The sequence below is a fragment of the Pseudobacillus badius genome (assembly GCF_002189605.1).
Classification (GTDB): domain Bacteria; phylum Bacillota; class Bacilli; order Bacillales; family Domibacillaceae; genus Pseudobacillus; species Pseudobacillus badius.
This window is the reverse complement of sequence record NZ_MWMM01000004.1, coordinates 91457-110055: the sequence shown is the minus strand read 5'-3', so window position 1 is coordinate 110055 and position 18599 is coordinate 91457. Positions and strand designations below refer to the sequence as shown.

Annotated in this window: 23 protein-coding genes and 1 riboswitch; of the genes, 7 read left to right on the top strand and 16 right to left on the bottom strand. The window is 43.1% G+C overall.

Annotation, left to right across the window (positions count from 1 at the left end):
• Nucleotides 1–50: 50 nt before the first annotated feature.
• On the bottom strand, nucleotides 51–461 hold the full coding sequence (locus B1A98_RS09540; RefSeq protein WP_063385048.1) for a DoxX family protein: 411 nt from the start codon (nucleotides 459–461) through the stop codon (nucleotides 51–53).
• Between the two features lie 25 nt (nucleotides 462–486).
• Nucleotides 487–1269 (bottom strand): dioxygenase family protein, encoded by a 783-nt coding sequence (locus tag B1A98_RS09535; protein ID WP_063385049.1) that lies wholly within the window; start codon nucleotides 1267–1269, stop codon nucleotides 487–489.
• A gap of 138 nt (nucleotides 1270–1407) precedes the next feature.
• Here B1A98_RS09535 and B1A98_RS09530 point away from each other — a divergent pair, with 138 nt between their 5' ends.
• The 4 genes from B1A98_RS09530 (at nucleotide 1408) to B1A98_RS09515 (ending at nucleotide 5006) form a co-directional block, all read left to right on the top strand.
• Nucleotides 1408–1956 (top strand): helix-turn-helix domain-containing protein, encoded by a 549-nt coding sequence (locus tag B1A98_RS09530; RefSeq protein ID WP_063385050.1) that lies wholly within the window; start codon nucleotides 1408–1410, stop codon nucleotides 1954–1956.
• Nucleotides 1957–2150: 194 nt separating this feature from the next.
• The gene (locus B1A98_RS09525) at nucleotides 2151–3188 is read left to right on the top strand and encodes a dipeptidase (protein WP_063385051.1); all 1038 of its coding nucleotides are present in this window, start codon (nucleotides 2151–2153) and stop codon (nucleotides 3186–3188) included.
• Nucleotides 3160–4386, top strand: coding sequence for a DUF819 family protein (locus tag B1A98_RS09520; RefSeq protein WP_063385052.1), 1227 nt, complete (start codon nucleotides 3160–3162; stop codon nucleotides 4384–4386). Before B1A98_RS09525 ends, B1A98_RS09520 begins: the two co-directional genes overlap by 29 nt.
• 83 nt (nucleotides 4387–4469) lie before the next feature.
• Nucleotides 4470–5006 (top strand): helix-turn-helix domain-containing protein, encoded by a 537-nt coding sequence (locus B1A98_RS09515; protein WP_041113618.1) that lies wholly within the window; start codon nucleotides 4470–4472, stop codon nucleotides 5004–5006.
• Between the two features lie 62 nt (nucleotides 5007–5068).
• Here B1A98_RS09515 and fosM read toward each other — a convergent pair whose 3' ends face one another.
• Nucleotides 5069–5491 (bottom strand): FosM family fosfomycin resistance protein, encoded by a 423-nt coding sequence (gene fosM, locus B1A98_RS09510; protein WP_063385053.1) that lies wholly within the window; start codon nucleotides 5489–5491, stop codon nucleotides 5069–5071.
• Between the two features lie 183 nt (nucleotides 5492–5674).
• Nucleotides 5675–5950 carry a YqhV family protein gene (locus B1A98_RS09505; RefSeq protein ID WP_041096060.1) on the bottom strand — a complete coding sequence of 92 codons (276 nt, stop codon included), beginning with the start codon at nucleotides 5948–5950 and terminating at the stop codon, nucleotides 5675–5677.
• Between the two features lie 176 nt (nucleotides 5951–6126).
• On the opposite strand from B1A98_RS09505, the gene B1A98_RS09500 reads away from it, so the two are divergent.
• Nucleotides 6127–6480, top strand: coding sequence for a hypothetical protein (locus B1A98_RS09500; protein ID WP_063385054.1), 354 nt, complete (start codon nucleotides 6127–6129; stop codon nucleotides 6478–6480).
• 77 nt (nucleotides 6481–6557) lie between these two features.
• Here B1A98_RS09500 and B1A98_RS09495 read toward each other — a convergent pair whose 3' ends face one another.
• Both B1A98_RS09495 and B1A98_RS09490 read right to left on the bottom strand, forming a co-directional pair.
• Nucleotides 6558–7034, bottom strand: a complete 477-nt coding sequence (locus B1A98_RS09495) for a C40 family peptidase (protein ID WP_223663947.1) — start codon at nucleotides 7032–7034, stop codon at nucleotides 6558–6560.
• A gap of 125 nt (nucleotides 7035–7159) precedes the next feature.
• Nucleotides 7160–7978 carry a GDSL-type esterase/lipase family protein gene (locus tag B1A98_RS09490; protein WP_063385056.1) on the bottom strand — a complete coding sequence of 273 codons (819 nt, stop codon included), beginning with the start codon at nucleotides 7976–7978 and terminating at the stop codon, nucleotides 7160–7162.
• Nucleotides 7979–8185: 207 nt separating this feature from the next.
• On the opposite strand from B1A98_RS09490, the gene B1A98_RS09485 reads away from it, so the two are divergent.
• On the top strand, nucleotides 8186–8488 hold the full coding sequence (locus B1A98_RS09485; protein WP_063385057.1) for a DUF6509 family protein: 303 nt from the start codon (nucleotides 8186–8188) through the stop codon (nucleotides 8486–8488).
• An 86-nt stretch (nucleotides 8489–8574) separates the two neighbouring features.
• Here the strand turns inward: B1A98_RS09485 and B1A98_RS20445 are convergent, their stop codons facing one another.
• From B1A98_RS20445 to B1A98_RS20440, 9 genes are all read right to left on the bottom strand, one after another.
• On the bottom strand, nucleotides 8575–8715 hold the full coding sequence (locus B1A98_RS20445; protein ID WP_169713108.1) for a hypothetical protein: 141 nt from the start codon (nucleotides 8713–8715) through the stop codon (nucleotides 8575–8577).
• A gap of 175 nt (nucleotides 8716–8890) precedes the next feature.
• Complete coding sequence (locus tag B1A98_RS09480; protein ID WP_063385058.1) at nucleotides 8891–10174, bottom strand: acetyl-CoA hydrolase/transferase family protein; 1284 nt, start codon at nucleotides 10172–10174, stop codon at nucleotides 8891–8893.
• A gap of 132 nt (nucleotides 10175–10306) precedes the next feature.
• Nucleotides 10307–11341, bottom strand: coding sequence for a ribonucleotide-diphosphate reductase subunit beta (locus B1A98_RS09475; RefSeq protein WP_063385059.1), 1035 nt, complete (start codon nucleotides 11339–11341; stop codon nucleotides 10307–10309).
• 13 nt (nucleotides 11342–11354) lie between these two features.
• On the bottom strand, nucleotides 11355–13580 hold the full coding sequence (locus B1A98_RS09470; RefSeq protein WP_063385060.1) for a ribonucleoside-diphosphate reductase subunit alpha: 2226 nt from the start codon (nucleotides 13578–13580) through the stop codon (nucleotides 11355–11357).
• A gap of 267 nt (nucleotides 13581–13847) precedes the next feature.
• A riboswitch (cobalamin riboswitch) is annotated at nucleotides 13848–14025 on the bottom strand.
• An 82-nt stretch (nucleotides 14026–14107) separates the two neighbouring features.
• Entirely contained in the window at nucleotides 14108–14527 is a 420-nt protein-coding gene (locus B1A98_RS09465) for a sporulation protein (protein ID WP_125474360.1), read from the bottom strand.
• A 244-nt stretch (nucleotides 14528–14771) separates the two neighbouring features.
• Nucleotides 14772–15401: a metal-dependent hydrolase gene (locus B1A98_RS09460; RefSeq protein ID WP_063385062.1), complete on the bottom strand. Its 630-nt coding sequence runs from the start codon at nucleotides 15399–15401 to the stop codon at nucleotides 14772–14774.
• Between the two features lie 283 nt (nucleotides 15402–15684).
• Entirely contained in the window at nucleotides 15685–15897 is a 213-nt protein-coding gene (locus B1A98_RS09455) for a hypothetical protein (protein ID WP_063385063.1), read from the bottom strand.
• A 164-nt stretch (nucleotides 15898–16061) separates the two neighbouring features.
• Nucleotides 16062–16373 carry a hypothetical protein gene (locus tag B1A98_RS09450; RefSeq protein WP_063385064.1) on the bottom strand — a complete coding sequence of 104 codons (312 nt, stop codon included), beginning with the start codon at nucleotides 16371–16373 and terminating at the stop codon, nucleotides 16062–16064.
• Nucleotides 16374–16622: 249 nt separating this feature from the next.
• Nucleotides 16623–16970 (bottom strand): hypothetical protein, encoded by a 348-nt coding sequence (locus B1A98_RS20440; protein WP_063385065.1) that lies wholly within the window; start codon nucleotides 16968–16970, stop codon nucleotides 16623–16625.
• 212 nt (nucleotides 16971–17182) lie between these two features.
• Between B1A98_RS20440 and B1A98_RS20910 the strand changes: the two genes are divergently transcribed.
• Entirely contained in the window at nucleotides 17183–17314 is a 132-nt protein-coding gene (locus tag B1A98_RS20910) for a hypothetical protein (protein ID WP_255211737.1), read from the top strand.
• An 83-nt stretch (nucleotides 17315–17397) separates the two neighbouring features.
• On the opposite strand, the gene B1A98_RS09440 is transcribed toward B1A98_RS20910, so the two are convergent.
• Nucleotides 17398–18492 carry an AbrB family transcriptional regulator gene (locus B1A98_RS09440; protein WP_063385066.1) on the bottom strand — a complete coding sequence of 365 codons (1095 nt, stop codon included), beginning with the start codon at nucleotides 18490–18492 and terminating at the stop codon, nucleotides 17398–17400.
• Between the last annotated feature and the right edge of the window lie 107 nt (nucleotides 18493–18599).

Below are 18599 nucleotides of genomic sequence, written 5' to 3'. Positions count from 1 at the left end.
TCAAAAAAAGGAAGTGCATCTGCACTCCCTTTTCACCTTTGCTATGAAACTTAGTTAGAGCCGCTTCTTCCAAAAAGAAGGCTATCCACTGAATACAGCTTGCTTCCTGTTAGAACAAGAGACACGGCCATAGCTAGAAACGCGAGATCTAACTCATACCCGGCCGACTGGCCATCTCCTAAAAAGCCGGCCGCCAATTTTACTTTCACCATGGCCCCTATCATCAGCAAAGCGAAAAGAGCCGAAAGAACTTTAGTGCCTAAACCGATCACTAAAGCGATGCCTCCAGCCGCCTCTAAAAAGGCGACTCCGTAAGCTAAAAATCCAGGCAATCCAATGCTGTCAAACCATCCGGCAATATTCCCCAGACCTCCTTGGAATTTTGCCAGTCCATGCACAAAAAAAGAAACCCCCAATACTACACGCAATATAAGTGCGCTCCATTCATATTTTCTATTCATTTTTTCTTCCTCCTAATCAAATTTCTTATCCAAATTGCCATACGCTGTGACTTAAATTTCCATATCGATAACTGCGATGCATCAGTTGGGCTTTCGGTTCATTATGTGCCGCCCCCATCGCGTAAAAGATCGGAATAAAATGCTCTTTTCCGTACGGCGGCACCGCTAGATCTGCGGCCGGCGCCAGCCTGCTGTAATGAAAAAGTGATTCTACATCCCAATTCGTCAAGCAGCGGGCGAGCCACTCATCAAAACGCAGGGCCCACTCATCGATATTCCCATCATTCCCAGCCATTTTCACAGCACCTAAATTGTGCACCGTTCCCCCGCTTCCGATAATCAATAGGCCTTTTTCTCTGAGCTTAGATAAAGACTGGCCGACCTTATACTGCTCTTCTGGTGTCAGATGCGGATTCACCGACATCGCAATAACCGGAATATCGGCATCTGGATAAAGCAGGCGCAGCACGACCCAGGCTCCATGGTCTAACCCTCTGTTTTTTTCTATTTCATAAGAGGCGTGTTGCTCCTCAAATGCTTCCTGAATTTCTTTTACCGTCTGATGATCCCCCTGGGCTGGATACTCAATTTGGTACAAAGCCTCCGGAAAACCGCCGAAATCATATATTGTCCGGTATTGCTTTACATCGCTTATTTTTTGTACAGTTGACTCCCAATGCGCTGAAAATAAAATAATCGCTTTCGGACGCGGCAACGTTTGGCCCAGTCTCTGTAAAAACTGTGTATATTCATTCGTTTCAATAGCTAAAAGCGGTGCGCCGTGAGCGATAAAAAAAGCTGGCATCATTAGCCTTCCCCTCCTTATTTATTTCTAATGTGAATATTTGTTTCTTATAAGATAACAAAATAACTCATGGATGGTCAACAGTTTTTTTGTTAATATAGAATTAAGTTTCTTATTAGAAAACAACGGAGGTAGAATTTCATGGATATCGGTTCAGCCATTCGAGCAATCAGAAATCGAAAGAAAATCACTATTGCCCAAATGAGCGAAGGCACGGGCCTTTCGAAGGGATTTATCAGCAATATGGAAAATAATCATACATCGCCATCTATTTCTACATTGCAAACAGTCGCCAATTTTTTGAATGTCCCTTTGCCGTATCTGCTGCTGAAGAAAGATGAACGCATGCAGGTCGTAAGAAAAGATGAGCGCCGCTATACTACCCACACAAAAGAAAAGATCAAAGTGGAACACTTAATATCAAAAGACGGATTAGCACTCCAGCGTGTAGAGTTCCCGCCTGGAACTGCCACAGGAGAAGAGCCTCATGTTCATGAAGGAAAGGAGTGCCATCTCGTTTTAAAGGGAAAGGTTCTCGCAGAACAAGGGGAAGATTCTTTTGTATTAGAAGAAGGAGATTCATTTAGCTGGAATGCCTGCGCTCCCCATTTCGTCAAGAATATCGGCGAGGAAACAGCGATCGTTTTGATCGCTCTTTACACAGATACAGCCTCCAGTGACCCTTTGTAAAATTGAAGAAGCGAATCTGTTTTTCATCTTGTTGAAGAGCAGATTCGCTTAACATATTTGAATTTAGCACATTGTTAATTAAGTTAATTGAATTTTATTTCCCTAAATTAGTCGAATAGTTTTGACTTTGAGAAAATTCAGTTATAATATATTAAATAAATTATAATATAACATAATCATCAGGAGGATTCACTTTGAAAGTTTTTGATTTGCACTCCGATCTATTTACAGACATTGCCTGGAGAAGAAGCTGCGGCGAGACGAATGTTTTTGACCGCATTCATTACCCTAAGTTGAAAGCCGGCGGCATTACAGCAGCTATTTGCGTTTTTTGGGTAGAACCCGCCTTCTCTAAGCATCCATATGAGAGATTTCAGCAGCTGCTTACATACGTAATGGAGGATTTACAAACCTCGCAACATGCCTGTATTTGTCACCCTTCTCAACAGAATGGAGCCCAGTCAGGTACAGAACAAATTCAAATTTATTTAGGAATAGAAGGGCTTACCTTCATGGAACATTGGGACGGGGACACAACTCTGTCGAAAATAGAAAATGCCTTCGCCTCTCTTAGTGAACAGCAGATGATGCATGCTATTTTTGCTTGGAATGAGCATAACTTTTTAGCTGCGGGGACAGGAGCTGGCTCTTTCACAGAACGAAAAGGTCTGACGGATTATGGAAAAGTCGCTGTCCGAACAGCCAACAGAAAAAACTGGCTGCTTGATGTTTCCCATCTAAGCGAAACGAGTTTTTGGGATATGTATCACACAAGCTCCCTTCCGCTTATGGCTTCCCACAGCAATGCCAAATCGCTATGTGACCACGAGCGGAATATAACCGACGATCAAATCAAAGCGATCGCCCGCAGAGGAGGAATTATCGGACTGAATGCCTATGGAGAATTTGTCCATGCCGAAAGCCCAACAATTGACCGTTTTATTGACCATGCTGTCTATATTGCTGAACTAGTTGGTCCGGAGCATCTGGCATTTGGATTTGATTTTATTGACTATCTGCACGCCTATGATGTAGGTTCTGATTTCGCCGTATATACTAAAGGGTTAGAAGATACGTCAAAGATCCCTTGCCTGCTTGAAAAAATGAGCGCAAGAGGTTTTTCAAAAGAAGAATTAGAAGCAATTAGCTTCCATAATGCTAATCAATATATTCAAAACCATTTATTCAAAGGGGGTCATATCATTGGAACACACACTTATCCAAGCAGATGATACGTTAACGTTATGGGGAATTATTATTGTGTGGGCTTCGGCCAGCATTTATTTGGAGCAGCGCTACAAATGGGCCTCTAAAGTTTCCGGCGCCATTCTGGCGCTAATCGGGGCTATTATTCTATCAAACACAGGCATTATTCCAACCGAATCACCCGTTTATGATGCCGTATGGGGGACCATTGTTCCCTTAGCCATCCCATTGCTCCTTTTTCATGTCAATATAAAAAAGATATGGAAAGAAAGCGGAAAACTGCTTATTATTTTTCTATTAAGTTCCATCGGAACAGTTGCCGGCACAATCGTCAGCTTCTTTTTGTTAAAAGATCATATTCCTTACCTTGATAAGATCGGCGCCATGATTAGCGCCACTTATATTGGCGGCGGCGTCAATTTCGCGGCAATGGCGGCAAAATTTGAAACACCAGGCGAATTAGTTTCTGCTACAGTAGTAGCCGATAATTTAATGATGGCCATCTATTTTATTGTCCTAATGATCATTCCTACACTCTCATTTTTTAGAAAGCGCTACAGCATTCCCCACATTCTTGAGGTGGAAAGCGGAAACTCTGATGGCGATGGCACCACACTGGCTGAAAGCTTCTGGAAACGAAAAGATATTTCTTTAAAAGATATTGCTCTTTCTGTCGGAACAGCCTTTTTGCTCGTCATTATTTCATTTAAAATCGCCGGGTTTTTAGATACGGCCATCCCTTCCGGCGAAAATGCGTCTGTGCTAATGAATTTGCTCAACGGCCTTTTAGGTGACAAGTATTTAATGCTGACAACGATTACGTTCATTCTTCTGGGCCTGTTTCCTAAATACTTTGACAGCATCAATGGCAGCCAGGAAATCGGCACCTACTTAATTTATTTATTCTTTGTTGTCATTGGAATTCCGGCTTCGATCCCTCTGATTCTAACAAATGCACCGCTGCTCCTGCTGTTTACATTTATCGTTGTCATGATCAACATGATCATTTCTTTAACTGCAGGAAAATTATTAAAGACAAACCTTGAAGATATCATTCTGGCAAGCAACGCTAATATTGGCGGGCCAACAACCGCAGCTGCACTCGCTATCGCCAAAGGCTGGAAAGACCTAGTCGGGCCCATCCTCGTTGTCGGCACACTCGGCTACATTATCGGCAACTACATTGGCACCCTGTTAGGTTTCTGGTTTTCGAGTATAATATAAATAACATTCGCCCGGCAGGCTTAATGAATGCCGGGTTTGCTGTATAATACAAGCATACAAATAATCTAATTGAGGGAGATGCTATGTTTGACGGGACAAAAATTCGCGACCTGCGAACCGCTCAAAATCTGTCTTTAAAAGCACTAGCCGAAAAATCCGGTGTAAGTGTCAGCATGATTAGCCAAATTGAACGCCGAACGACTGATCCGACTTTGACAACCCTTTACAAACTATGCAAAGGCTTAGATGTATCAATCTCATCACTCCTTGAAAACGATGAGCAATCTACCTATATTATTCGAAAAGAAGAGCGAAAAACGCTTACGTTTCCCCAATCCCCTTCCAAGTATGAGTTGTTAACCCCTATTACAGAGGGTACGATCGAAATGATCATGATTCATTTGGAGCCGGGCAAAGAAAGCGAGCAGCTTGTGGAGCATTCAGGCGAGGAATGCGGGCTTGTTTTAAAAGGACAAATGACTGTCGTCTTAGGGGATAAAGAGTATATTTTAAATGAAGGCGACTCTATCCGCTTTAAGAGCACGGTTCCCCACAGGTTCTTCAACCACTCAAATGAAACCGCTCTCTCCGTGTGGGCGATGACTGGGCGTGTGCTATAGTTTCATGGCCATTGCTAAAGAGCTTCCTTGGAAGCTCTTTAGCCTGTCAATCTACATAATAGTTAATCATAAAACTCCATATGCTTTTTTTCTTGCCGGTAGTAATCTAATCTTTCCTGCAAAGTGCCTGTATGAAATTCGAATTTATGGCCGTCCGGGTCGGCAAAGTAAATGGATTTCTTATCCCTTGCGCTTCTTGGACGCCCTGATAAAATATTGACATTCAATTTCTCCAGCTTGTCATACGTCTCGTCATACTGCCCTTCCTCAATAGAAAAAGCAATATGCGTATAAGATTGCCTTATTTCATTTCGGGGAATATCGTGCTCGGCATTTAGCGCAAGCCACATTCCATGTAAGTCAAAGTAAGCTGTGCTCCTGCCCTTTACTAACAACTTAGCCCCGAATACCTCCTGATAAAACCTGATAGACGCATCAAGATCAGAAACCGAAAACAAAAAATGATTCAGTCCTTTTATAGACAACTAAGCCACCCCGCCTTTTCCCAATGAGTATTGCCCAACGCATATTTATTCTCTTCTTTCCATCCATGCAGTCACCTATATATTACCTTACCTGCTTGAAAACAGGAAAACAAAAACAGCCCCTGTGTAGGACTGTTTTTTTCAAACATGCATAAAGATCCAATCAGTTCGCCAGCTTCTCATTTAGCCGCTTTTGACCCCATAAAGGATGCAGCCTACCCCTAGAAACACCCAAAATATCGCTTGAAAAGAGATTTTGTCTGTCAGTCCTAACAAGCCGATCGATGTCGTTGCAATTAAAATAATGGGACCGACTAAGGCAAGGGAGCTATTGAGAATCAACGCCTTTTCTATATCATTGAATTTTAACATTAAAAAAGCAGCCATCATTTCAATTCCGCCAGATAAGATTCTCAACACTGCCATGCCCAGTACCGCTTTTTCAATAAATGTAAACATATACTCCTCCAATAACGCCGTTCTTTTTACATTTATATGCAGCCGTTTGAAAAAGCAGGACAAGGGTTTTAAACTTTTTCGGAAATTGTAGCTTCTAGGCTTCCGCCCTGCCATATGGTCTCCCCATGCATATTGTATAGGTAGATTGACCTTGTGAGAAAAGGAGATGGAATCCTATGAATCCATATTATTACTACCCGGGGCTTGTCCAGCAGTCTGCTGATCCGTATGCTGGCTACTCTTACGTTTCACCTCAAGAAGAGTATGGCGGAAGCCGACAGCCTTCCGCGCTGGAAAGAAGAATAGAAGTGCTAGAACGGGAAAACGAACGGCAAGTGAGGGAATTAACACGATTGAGCAGGGAAATCACCCGAATCAACCAGGAGATCAATCGTCTAAATCGGGAAATTAACCGTTTGAACCAAAATGATGAGCGCCACACAAGACGGCTCAATCGATTAAACCAGCGATTGCGAACGGTTGAGAACAGGCTCAGCATCCCGTTTGCCGCAATAGAAGACGGATTTTAATTACAAAAATCAAGCCAGCGCATTCTGGCTTGATTTTTGCTGGATACTATTTAGCGCACATTGTCCGCTGACAGCCTTTATTTAACCAGCCGCTTAGCCCCAATATAACGTTCCTTCCAATAACGACTGCTCATCTTCACTTTTTTGACCCCTTTTGACGTGGCTCCTACAAATGTGCCCTTGCCGGTATAAACAGCAACAAAGGATACTTTCCCCTTTTTTCCTGTTGCATAAAACACGAGGTCGCCGAATTGCAAATCCTTTTGTTTGACAGCTTTGCCTGTTTGATATTGTGCAGCGCTCGTTCTTGGGATGTTCATTTGGGTGGCTGCTTCTTTATATACATATTGCGTAAATCCCCCAGCATCAAACCCTTTCGGGGAGATGCCTCCATACTTATAAGGAGCACCGATGAGCAGCTCCGCCTTTGCAGCTGCTTCTTCCCCGTAATTAATTGTAGCGGATGCCTGATTGACTGGTCCGAATAGCCAAAAGAAGGCAAGAGAGAAAACGGTACATACTGCCACTGTCCACCTGGAAACCGACAAGCTCATGTTCACTGAAACTACCCCCTGATTAGTAAAAATGACACACGAAACTAAATATATGCCCGGTTATGTTTATTATTCCAATATCAGCACATAATAAAAAAGCAGATAAAAAAACACATCTGCTTTTCTTACACCGATCCAATGAAAGGCTTTTTCTTCAGCTGTTTCAGCATTTGTTTGGACAAGGCTTCATACCCAAGCGCATTTGGGTGCACGCCGTCCGATGAAAGGTATTGCAGGTGCTGGCTGTTGATGACCTTGGTCGTTTCCAGAACGATGGAATGTTCATATTGGCGGGCTGTCTCATAAATTTTCACATTCCATTTCGGCAGCAGCTGATCGGCTACCTTATAAAGGTTGTGATCCTGCTTTAACGGATTATACATTTCTAAAAAGACAATCGTTGCAGACGGATTCTCCTGCTTAATTTTTTCAGTGATGGCCGTCAAATTTTGAATAAAGGTTTTTCTCATGGAATCAAAGTTTGCTACTACATTTTTGTAGTCGCCCTGGTTCAGCATTTCTAAAATATCATTGCCGCCGACATTGATCGTAATTAGGTCCGCTCTCTTCATTTGTTCGTCAAATGCCCCTCGCTGCACGAGTGTATTTAAATTTGTACTGTTAATACCCAGGATACCCTCATTTTCCAAGGCAACCGTTTTTCCTGTCTGCTCTTCAAGGAGACGAGAGAAATCATCAACAAAGCTTTTTTCATTTTCTGAACCAAAGCCAGCAATAATGGAATCGCCAATTGCTAAATGAGTTAAAGTCTCTTTATCCATATTGCTAAAATAATCAACATAAGAAAGCGCTGCCTGTGCGGATGTAGGTGCAGTCTCTTCCTTCATTTGCCGGATTTGATAAGTAGGATAATAAAGCCAAAGAGATACAGCTATGGCGGCAACAACGAGTACAGAGATGATATATTTAATTAAACGCTTCATGTTTCTCTCCTTTTCTCCTTATCAAAGTTCTTGTTTATTCGTTTTTCACCTGTTCCTTCCGGAAAGGAAATTCACTAGTCATTGTTGACGAATCTTATAATAATCATACCTGTATTTACAAGCAAAAAAACCTGATGTACTCCTCTATATTGGTTTTATGTTAAAATAAAACGAACTCATATTACTTTTTAAAGGACGGATTCGGAAATGGAAATTACACACCATACAGTGGAGCTGCTTGAGGACCCATTTGGGCTGCTCGCTGGAGAGAGATTTGAATTTCATCTGTATGCCAATGTGGATGAAGAAGATGAGCTATATTCAGAAGCAGGATTTTATATTCGCGCGCTCTATTTGGTCAGCGGAGATGAGGAAAAAGTCCTTCACTACCATCTGCATGATCGGGCAACCGGGGAAGTGCTGGACTTCGAACTTGAGGAAGACGAGGAAGCGCTTGTGGCGGCTTATTGCCAGAATCACTTGCCTGAAGAACCAACAGAAGCAGAATAACAGACAAAAACCCCGCTGCATGCGCGTTGCTGCCTGCGGGGTTCAAGTTATTTCTTCTGCTAACGTATCCGTAATAATCACATCCTCTATTTTGTTTCATCTTTTAAATACCCCTGCAGCTGATCTTCCGTTAAGTGCTTGACGAAATGATAAAAACTGATGGATTCCATTTCATGATTCTCACAGCTTTCCATATAATACTCATAAGCTTCGCGGTACATCTCCATGCTTTTCACCTCCTTTCTGTTATATAACAATTAATTTATTTTAAATATATTATATAACAGAAAAACATCAATATCAACTCTTTCCCTCCATTTTACCCAGAATTTTCTGATAATAAACGTTAACTATATAAAAGCAGGAAAACGATTGGATAACGATCGTTTCCCTGCTTCACTGCTACATCAGGTAGCCCATATTTCTGGCTTGATAAGTCAGCTCCTCCTGAAATTTCGGATGAGCCACTTGAATAAGCGCCTGCACACGCTCTCTAACTGTTTTTCCGCGCAGCTGGGCGATGCCATATTCTGTCACAATATAGTCTACATCATTTTTAGATGTAGTCACAGGCGTTCCGGCAGCTAGAACCGGGACGATCTTTGAGATGGTATCGTTCTTGGCCGTGGAGTGCAAGCAAATAATTCCCCTGCCGCCTTGCGACATGCGTGCGGAGATTCCAAAATCCGCCTGTCCGCCAGATGAAGACCAATACACATCACCCGCTTTCTCGGAATTGCATTGTCCAAGAAAGTCCACTTCGATAGTGGCATTGATCGTCACCATGTTCCGGATGCCGGAAATACGCCGAACATCATTTGTTTCGCTTACGGGAAGCATATAAATGGTTTTGTTTTCATGAAGAAAATCATACAGCTTTTTGGTGCCGTAAGCAAAGGTAGCTGTGGTTTTTCCCGGATAATCCATGCGGCCGCTATTGGTGACGGCACCGCTTTGATACAGTTCCACTAATTGATCAGGGATCATTTCCGTAACAATGGATAGGTTTTGATGATTCTTCAATGAATTCATGACAGCATTTGGAATAGCGCCAAATCCGATTTGCAAGCTATCTCCATCATGAATCAAACTGGCTACATAGCGGCCAATCGTTTCATCTTTTTCTGTAATGACCGGCACCGGCGCTTCGATGAGCGGCTGATGCTGTTCAATCAGCGCCGTCACCTCGGATAAGTGAATTTGATTCATGCCATAAGTTCGTGGCATATACTCATTCACTTCTAATAAAATAGTTTTGGCTTCCTTTGCCAGTGAGGCAGTATAATCACAATTCGTTCCTAATGAAAAAAAGCCGTTTTCGTCCATCGGAGAAACCGTGGCCATAATTACTCTTTGATCCGTTGTTTCCTTTAATAGTTCAGGAACATCCGAAAAGTGATTAGGCAACAGATCAACGGCTCCTTCACGGAAAGCTTGTCTGTCGCCCCCCGATAAAAACATAGAAATGACCTTTAATTCCTCCTGTTTTTTTCTAATGGCCGGACGGGATGTCAGCATTTGGAAAAGACGATTCCTCTTTAAATCTTCTCTTTGCTCTAAAGCTGCCAGCAAGGCTGGCGGCTCACCCGCGATTAAAGGAACGATAATGTCATCGCCTTCCTCAATCAGGCGAACCGCCTCCTCTGCTGTTGTCCACTTTTTGCGATATTGTTCCTCATTTGTCAAGCAGGACACTCCCTTAAGTCGTTAGACGGTTTTTCACACATTCTTTTTCTAATGAAAGAAAGGGTTTGTCTTAATCATATATACTAGCCGCCGGTTGTCAAGCAGTCCTGTTGAACGGGCAAGAAAGCTAAATCAGAGTTCGTCAAAGCCGTTTGCCTCACTTGTTTTCGTATAGGCACGGGATTTTTGTTCAAAAAAGTCTGTTTTGCCGAGATCCACCTCTTGATAAGCGATGATCCAGCGCATTGGATTTGTCCGATATCCTTCAAACGGGGCAGCAAAACCTAGCTGCTCCGCTCGTTTATTGGCCATAAACCGAATGTAGCTTTCCAGCTCATTCATCTGAATGCCGTCTATCTTGTAGCCGATGACGGATTTTCCCCACTCGATTTCAAGCTCAGCCGCCTGCCGGAAGGCTTCCTGTCCGTAAATGCGCAGCTCCTCTGTGTCATATTGCGGATTTTCGTTGAGCACTTCCTTAAAAATCTTTTCAAACAGGCCTACATGAAGCTGTTCATCCCGGTTAATATAATTGATCATCGTGCTTGTCGCAATCATTTTTTGATTGCGTGCCAAATTGTAGAAAAAGGCAAAGCCGGAATAGAAGAAAAGCCCTTCCAATATAACATCGTAAATAATCGATTTAAGAAAGTTTTCGATGGTTGGTTCGTTAGCAAAGGCTTCATACCCTTTTGTAACAAACTCGTTGCGCTCCTGCAAAATCGGCTCGGTGCGCCAAAAATCAAACACTTGGTCTTGTGTATCCTTATCAGCCACACTTGATAAAACATAGCTGTAAGAATGATTATGGATCACTTCCTGCTGGGCAAGAATAATCATTAAAGCATGCAAGCTGGAGTCTGTTAAATAGTCAGCCGCTCTGCCCGCATAATCGGTTTGGATGCTGTCAAGCAGTGCGAGCAAACCGATAATTTTCAAAAAGGCGTTTCTTTCATCGGGCGTCAATTCGCTGAATTGCTGGCGGTCTTTTGTCATATTGATTTCAAACGGCGTCCAAAAGTTGGCAAGCATCCGTTTATACTTCGGATAAGCCCAGCTGAAACGGACATCGTCCCAGTTTAATATATTAGAGCTTCTGCCGTTGATAATGCCTGTAGAGCGGTTCGGTGCGCTATGGTCAATGATTTCTCGTTTTTTCAATTTCATGATGAATTCCCCCTTACGAATGGCAGCTTTCGCATTCTTCGATATCTGAAGCAGTCGACCGCACATAATAAGTTGTTTTCAACCCAGAGTTCCAGGCATCTACATGCAGGTCGAGCAAAGCCTTGGCTTTAATGTCGTTGCGGACGTATAAATTAAAGGATACCGCTTGATCAATATGGCGCTGGCGTTTGGCATTCTGGCGAATGCTCCAATGTTGGTCAATCAGATAAACCGTTTTATAATACCAGGTTGTTTGCGGAGATAAATCAGGCGCCGTCACTGGTATTTTATAGTTTTTCTTTTCTTCCATATATTCTTTGCGGAACACAGGATCAATTCCCGCTGTTGATCCGGCAATCAGCGCGGTAGAAGAATTCGGTGCAACGGCCAGCAAGTATCCGTTTCTAATGCCGTTTTCCTTGACCTTGTTCTTTAACTTCTGCCAGCTTGAGCTCGTGTAGCCTCTTTGTTCAAAATAAGCGCCGCTCTCCCAGTCGGAGCCCGAGAAAATTGGATACGCGCCTTTTTCCGCTGCCAGCTCTGCACTTGCCTGGATCGTTAAGAAGGAGAGCCGTTCATACAATTCATCACAATAACGGACGGCCTCATCGGATTCCCAGCTTAGCCCTTTTAATGCCAGCAAGTGCTGCCAGCCGAACGTTCCGAGTCCGATTCCCCGATATTTCTGATTGGTCAGCTGAGCCTGCAGTACGGGAATACTGTTGATTTCAATCACGTTATCCAGCATGCGCACCTGGATCGGAATTAAACGTTCAAGCACATCATCCATGACTGCCCGTGCTAAAGAGACGGAAGAGAGGTTGCAGACCACATAATCGCCAGGGTCTTTCGTAATCATAATTTTTCCGTCCTCGCTTTTTTCTTCAAGCACGACGGTCGGACTCATGTTTTGGCAGATTTCGGTGCAAAGATTGCTGGCATAAATCATGCCGGCATGTTTATTGGGGTTGGCACGGTTGACAGTGTCGCGGTAAAACATATACGGCGTTCCCGTTTCCAGCTGGGAAATCATGATGGCCTTCATAATATCAATAGCCGGCACTGTTTTTTTGCTTAAATCCGGATGGTTCACACACTCTTTATAGCGTGTTCTAAATGTACCTTCCCCTCTTTTTTCATCAAATGAATCTTCAAGTGAGTATCCCATTATTTTTCTTACTTCATGCGGATCAAACAAATGCCATTCTTCCCGTTTCTCAACTGCTTCCATAAATAAATCCGGTATGGCCACACCTGTAAACAAATCATGCGTGCGGCGGCGTTCATCTCCATTATTCAACCGGGTTTCCAGGAAGGAAAAGATGTCTCTGTGCCATACATCCAAATAAACAGCGATCGCTCCTTGGCGCTGTCCAAGCTGGTCGACAGATACCGCTGTGTTATTCAACTGCTTCATCCAAGGGATAACACCCGAGCTGACATTTTTAAAGCCGCGAATGTCACTGCCCTGGCTGCGGATTTTCCCTAAATAAATGCCCAGTCCTCCGCCATTCTTACTTAAATTGGCCGCATCCGTGTTCGCATCAAAAATCCCTTGCAAGCTATCATCGATGGTATCGATAAAGCAGCTCGACAGCTGGCCGTACGATTTTCCTGCGTTGGCGAGTGTCGGTGTAGCCGTTGTCATGTATAAGTTGGAGAGCGCCCAATAAGCCTCTTTCACATATTGAAGGCGCACAGCTTTAGGTTCATTCATCATCAGCGTCATAGCGATGACCAGCCATCTCTCCTGCGGAAGCTCTGCCGGCTGCTTATCGAGCGTCCGGGCCAGATACCTTTCGCTTAATGTAACAATTCCGATATATGTAAATAGTTGATCCTTGCTGGGATCGATCACTTGGCTTAACTCATGAATTTCCTCTTCTGTGTAAGAAGCGAGCAATTGAGGAGTATAAATGCCTTCCTCCGTTAATAACTGAAGCAGATGCAAAAAATTTCCGTATTGGCTGGTTTGTTCTCCCCGTGTGCTGGCCGCTTGTTTATACAGCTGCTGTAAATGGAGACGGGCAGCCACAAATGTCCAATCCGGCTCCTCGCTTGTGATCCGTTCAACCGCTGAATTCAAGAGCAACTGCCACACTTGCTCATCTGTCCATGCTTCTCTCGTCTCCAGCGTTGCGTTTATTTTACTTTCATAGCTTGATAGTTCAATCTGGGGAAACTCCCTCTGAATTTCAGTAAATATCTTTTCTGCGGTATCTTGGACTGTTTGGATCATGTTTGTTCCTCCTAAACGATAAGTAGTTTAGAAAGAGATTTTTTCAACAAGGCTCTCTTAAAATGAACGATTAAGAAACTAACCTGAAATCATAACAAAGCCTTCAACAAAAAAACCATCTTTCCAATTGAAAGATGGGATAAGAGCGAAGAAGATCATTAACGAACGAAAAAGTGCACAGACCCGCCCGAAACATAAATAAAGAGCTTGCCTGAACAGAAGGTCTTTTTCATTTTCTCCGCGCTTTCTTCCCAACTCCCGAAGAAGAGTAAACGCTGTAAAAAGGCAGGTCTCCTGGCTTGTGCTTCTTCCTTGCGCATTCCTTCCCGTCCATTGGACAGTGGATTGCCGTGCGCTCGTCCACACTTACAGTTGCGGGTACAGCTTCGGTATTTCACCGAATTCCCTATTAAGCTGAAACAGCACCTTTTTACTAAATGTTGATTTTATTTAATTATAAACACTAAATGTTGTGTCCGGATTAGTATAACAATGAAACTTCCCTGAAGCAAGCCCCATTCATTTTTCTATTTCCTTTTGGGTAAAATAATGACTTCGTCTTGATCAAAAGGATCAACGGCTTGCGGAATGACAGCCGTGGTTTTCAAAAATGTTTGATGCGTAGCACTGGTGGGCGGATGTTCTGCATCAATTTCCAGTGTGAAGGGAATGGTTAGTTTCTCCTTAGGCTGAATATCACGTTGAATCGGTAGAGTCATTTCCTTTAACTCTTTATCGTGATAGGAGAAATCACTGTCTTCCCGCACTTCGTGAATTTGCAAATACCAAGAGATAACGAGCGCATCAATCGGCTCTGCTGCTTGGCCGCCGTTAATTAATACCTTTCCTTTCATTTTCTCCCCCGCATGGTAATCTGTTTTTTCCAGAACGGTATCGATGGCGACTCCGCCGATGCCTATGCTGGATAAAATATTTTTCCACATCATGGCTTCCCCCTTTTTTTGATTCCCTATCAGTATAATATTCCCCCCGACTTGTTGTTTAACCTTTTTAATCGTGAGTTTTTTGAATTTTGCATATACTGAAATAAGAAAAAATAATTTGCCATCATCCCATTTTTGATACACACACGAAGAATAGCTGCCGCTCACCTAGTTATTCGTTAAAAACAAGAGAACCTTCTGCAGCGGCAAACTCCCCCAAATCATGGCTGTCATCTAAACAGCTGCTTTAAAACTCCTTGTTAAACAGCGGTTGAAACCATCTAATTCCTCTTTTATTGGCCGGCCAGACTTTCATATCGGCAACTAAATGGCTTAAGTAAGCAATAGAAGCCGCAGCAAAACTGCCGTCAAGATGGGTACTTTGCTGGAACTCCCAGGCAATCCCTGCGAAGCAAGCAGCTCCAATCAAGGAATGAGTTAACGACCGGTGAGATAAAAAGGAGGAAGCGATGATAAATACACTTAATAAAAGCAGCCAAAACACATCCGTGTACCAGGCCGCAGCCGCTAGAGCCGCGCCGGTGATAAAAAGCATGGTGCGCTGTTTAATAAACAGGCGGGGCAATACTGTTAAGCAAAGTCCGACAGCGAAGCCGGCTGACTGAACAAACCCTTCCAAGCTTATGTAACTGTAACCGACCAAGAGCAGTCCGGCCGCAGCAAAAAACAAAATGAGCCACTTTTTTGATATGGTAATCCGGTTAGACAGCTTGCCGTTTACATCCAGATCCGGCGCGAGGCCAGCTATCGCGCCTATGCCGACCAGGGCAGCCGTCGTTAATGGGTCTGTATGAAGATAAACCGCTGTTCCCAGTCCGGAAGCTCCTCCAATCACTAAATGAGCCGATCCTTTCATTTATTGTCATCCTTTTCTTTTTTCTCCATTATAACAAACAAACGTTCCCAATCCTACAAAAAAATAGCATGGATAGATTCACCAATGCTTAGTCCGTCGAGCATGAAATTAGAATGATGATAAGCACATTTGGACAAACTTACTGAAGCTTATTTATGTAGAATCCAAAGAAACAAACTATTCTCTCCAAGTTCTTAACATCAACTAAAAAAGAGGTTCGGAATAAAACCATGACGAACCCCTTTTGCCAGCAAGCTGACACATCTATAATCAGTTATTTCCCTTAGTCCTTCTTCGAATGTGAAGATCGGCCGATAAATCCATCTACTTGCTGCGACAAATCCTCAACCAGCTCTTTCAACAGCTGCTTTTGTTCAGTGGACAGCTTTTGTTTCGCTTCTTCTATATCGATGCCGTTTTTTTGAAAGATATCGCTGACAAGTAAATCGATAATTTTATTAGAAATCACGTTGGGATTCTTAGCTGAATCACTCATGTATCTCCCTCCCTTTCAAGAACACTGTGTCCCTCTACTATATGCAGGAGTCAATTAGAAAGGAACTCTTTCGCTGCTCAATAGGCGCTAGAAAAGGCAATGATCAATCAAAAACAGGCAGAGAAAAAGGATTAGTTTTTCTCTGCCTGTTTTTATTTTCACGATTAATTGGAATGGCGCTCAATCACCTGAAGCAGCCAATCCTGCACGCTTTCAATATATTCTGCGGAAATATCAAGCTCTGCAAGTACCGTTCCCTTGCCGATAATTTTCAGTCCCGGTACAAGTGCCGGCTTTTTAGGATTCATTGAATACACAACCGTTTCTATGTGTTGAACAGGAATCCGAACGTTAGTAATAGGACCTTTGCTGATTAAAAAGCCATTATCCACTTTAATTACGTTCTTTTTCCAGCAATATTCCGTCGCTGTAGCCGTACATTCAAAGGCTGTGTCTTCATTGAGGAAAGGTGTCATTATATATACCTCTTTTTCACTGTATATGGTAGATAATATCAATTGATCAATTATAACCTAACAGCTTTGGGCAGTTTTGTAAATAAAAATTTATCCTCTTGATTAATTTACATAATATAATTATGCTTACCTATTGCTAAAATTCGCAGTCCGTCCCTCTGCGTTCGGCTCTTTATAGACTACTCCTTGAAAAAAATACAGCCCCATTCTTATCGCTGGGGCTTGAGCTCTTCGCTCAGGGAACTCGCTTTATATGACTTTCGCTTTTGTATATACACCTGGTTTTCTCTCTTTCACTTCTCTGATCAGCAGCCTGGAATTTCTTACCTTTAACAGATAAGAAATATTTGAACTAGTAAAGACAGCTACTCGATCCATCTTTCCTGAGATTGTTTCGAGATTCAGCCAGAAATGCTGTTTTGCAGTTTTGCCGACTTTTGTCACTTCTACAATTTCCGCTAACGGAATCTTTACTTGGTTCATTGAATCGCTGACTATTAACATATCTTGATCTATTTTATAGTTTGATGTCTGTTTTTTGCGCTGAAAATAAAGCCAAACAAACAGTGCACCTGTAAGGAGCAACAATAATTCCACTTCATGACACCTCCTCTTTTTCTCCATCTGGCGCCCTTCAAATAACATTTTTCCCATCCCTATTACTGTACCCATTTTTCTACTTTTTACCCATGCAACAGCCCATTCTTTAGAAATAAAATTTTGTTAAAAAGTTTAAGCCAAACAAAAAAAGATAATATCAATACTAAGGTATGCCCATTTTACAGGATGCCGGTTGAGGAGGAAAAAAGATGAAAAAACCAGACGAGGAAAAGCTATTAATCCGTATTACACAGCTTGAAGAAATTGTTCTTGAGCTGTCCGATCGAATAAGACAAATAAGCGAGGAGCTTATAGAAATGAAAAATGAAAAAATTCACTAACAGCAGCCTGACGCTGACCTTCTTTCTTATAGCAGGCTGCTCATTCAAATAGTCAAGCCAGGGAAGCATTCCCTGGCTCTTTATTATGCAGAAGCGCGGGTATGAGCGTCTTTCCGCAGCTCCCGCGCATGCAATAGGCGAAACAACGGAGGCAGGATAAGGCAGACGGCTAAAATTCTCAATACTTGCACTGCGACGACAAATGTTGAGTCGGCCTCAAGGACTACGGCTGTTGTGGCCATTTCGGCTATTCCCCCCGGTGCAAAAGCAAGGGCGGCTGTTTTAAAGTCGATGCCGGTTAGGAACGAAACAAAATAGGCGCAAATAAACATCACTGCAATAAGGCCCACTGTGCTGATCAAGCCCACCGCTAGGATCTGGTGCAGCCCGCTAAACATTTTTTTATGAAAACGGGAGCCGATGGATACCGCGATCAAAACCTGCGACAGTACAATCAAGCTATGCGGCCAATAAGCGATCATATCCTGTCCGGCCAATGAAGAAGCCAGCGATTGAACAAGAGCTGACGCGGTCATGCTGCCGAGCAGCCAAGGCGCTGGAAACCTCAAATACTTGCCGGCATAGTAGCCGCTCCAGCCAGCAAGAATCAAGAAAGCCGTCCACAGCAGCTGAACCGGTTCAAATGCCGCTGCAGGCTGAACAGCTGCACCAGCAGACGGATGCACCGTCCATAACGATACGAGCACAGGAATAAGCAGGATAACGAGAAAGACACGCATCGTTTGGATGATGCTTACTACTGCCGTATTCGCTCCCACCTCTTCTGCCAGAGCCGGCATAGCTGATAATCCGCCGGGAGCGGTGCCAAAAAAGCTCGTCAGCATATCTGACCGGCTGAACCTCCAAAGAATCACACCGGAAAGCAAGGAGAAAAGAACAGATAACCCCATCATCAGCATAATGACAAACCAGTGCGATTGAAAAGCAGTTAACACCGACAAATTAATTTTTTGGCCGAGTTCTATTCCGAGGATTAATTGGCCGATATAGAGCCAGCTCTTCGGCAACTCTTCCTCTGAACGCTTAGGAAAAGCAAAGGAAAGACAGGCTGCTGCAAAAAGCGTCCCCAGCATCCAGCCGATGGACAGGCCGGTTAGCGATAACAAAAGCCCGCCGATGCTGCTCACTAAAAGAACGAACCATTTTCTTGCTTTCATCCAATCCTCTTCTTTCTTTTCTTATTTTCCATGTATCCATTATAATAATGATAAAGAAATAAATAAAATATCGATTTTTTATGATTATCCATAAAAAAATTTTATAC